Below are 1,476 nucleotides of genomic sequence, written 5' to 3'. Positions count from 1 at the left end.
GCCGGTGAAATCCAGCAGCATGATCCGGTAGTCGGTCGCGAAATCTGAGCCGCCCGACAGGATCAGATGCCGTTTCGCGGTGCTCCGCGGTGGATCGGTGTGTCATGAGGTGCAACGTCACACAGCCAGGTAGTTCCAGGTGTTGCCGGAATGTTGTCGTCCTGGTCGGAGGGCCGCGGGGGCATCGGGATCCTTGGTCGTCGGCACACCGCACTTCGCGCCCTGCCTGCCATCGCCCACCTCGCCTGCCGGCAAGATGGCAGACCCTGGCCGACCCTGGGGCAAATCGAATAAATCAGTATAAAATAGTATAAAAAATTCATTTATTACCATATTCGATCAGGGCGCGAAAAATCTGGGCCGGTCTCCACCGGCTGGAACAGTGCTGGCTATGTTGTCCGCAGTGACATCGAGGTAGCTGTGATCTGATACGGGGCAGAACACTGTGGACGTCCTACTGCTTGGTCCGGTGCAGTTGCTGAAATCGGGGCGGGTCGTCGAGGTAGGACGACCGCAGCGTTGTCTGGTGCTCGCGGCGCTGGCGGCCGATGCGGGCAGGCCCGTATCCACCAAGACGTTGATCGACCGGGTGTGGGGTGAGGGCGACGGGCCCGAGCGCCCCAGCCGTAGCCTGCATGCGCATATCAGCGGGCTACGCCGGCTGTTCGAACAGCACTCCGACGAACAGCGCGCAGTGCGGATCCCGCGCCGTGCCGAGGGCTACATTCTTGATCTCGGCCCCGAACGGGTGGATGTCTTCCGCATGCGCCGCCTGCTGGAACATGCCAGGACCGCGGATGGAGACGACGGAGCGCTCCCTGCGCTTCGTGAAGCAGTACGGTTGTGGCGCGGTGAACCGCTGGTAGGGCTGACGGAGTCACTGTGGGTTGAACGGATCCGGCGGATCTGGCGGCAGGAGTGGAAAGAGGTGGTCGTGGCCTGGGCGTCCGCCGAACTGAAGGCAGGGAATGCGCCAGCCGTGATCGAACCGCTTCGGGACCTCACCCATGATGATCTCTGTTATGAGGGTCTGGTCACTGTGCTGATGCGAGCTCTGTACGCCACTGGCAAACGCGGCGAGGCCCTGGCCCTGTACCGGTCGGCGCGTGACCGGATAGTCGAGGATCATGGTTTGGAGCCCGGCCCCGAGATGATGCAGGTGCATCTCGGAATCCTCCGCGGCGACCTCGAGGAACAGGCGCCACGGCAGTATGCGGGCGCATCGTACAACCACATTCCTACCGCATCGCAAGAACAAAAAAGTACCACATCTCGAGACCGGGATCCTGCCGTATCGCCCGAACAGGCGCATATCATGTTGCGGGGACAGGCACCGGGCACGCCGCTGATGGTGGGCAGTCTTCCACCGCGAGCGGATAGTTTCCAGCAGCGAGCCGAGTCCGAGAAACTGCACAACGCCACCAGGCCAGGGCAGACCACGGTGCTCACGCAGGTGGTCGCCGGCCTGGGCGGAGT

At 62.8% G+C, this 1,476-nt stretch carries 1 protein-coding gene; it reads left to right on the top strand.

Features of this window, described 5'->3' with window-relative positions:
* Positions 1 to 445: 445 nt before the first annotated feature.
* The coding region (locus tag NBW84_RS17440) for a BTAD domain-containing putative transcriptional regulator (RefSeq protein WP_250285793.1) at positions 446 to 1,476 on the top strand (1,031 nt) is incomplete at its 3' end.

Source organism: Protofrankia sp. CiP1_Cm_nod2 (assembly GCF_920664355.1).
In the GTDB taxonomy this organism is placed as follows: domain Bacteria; phylum Actinomycetota; class Actinomycetes; order Frankiales; family Frankiaceae; genus Protofrankia.
This window is presented reverse-complemented; position numbering and strand designations above follow the sequence as displayed.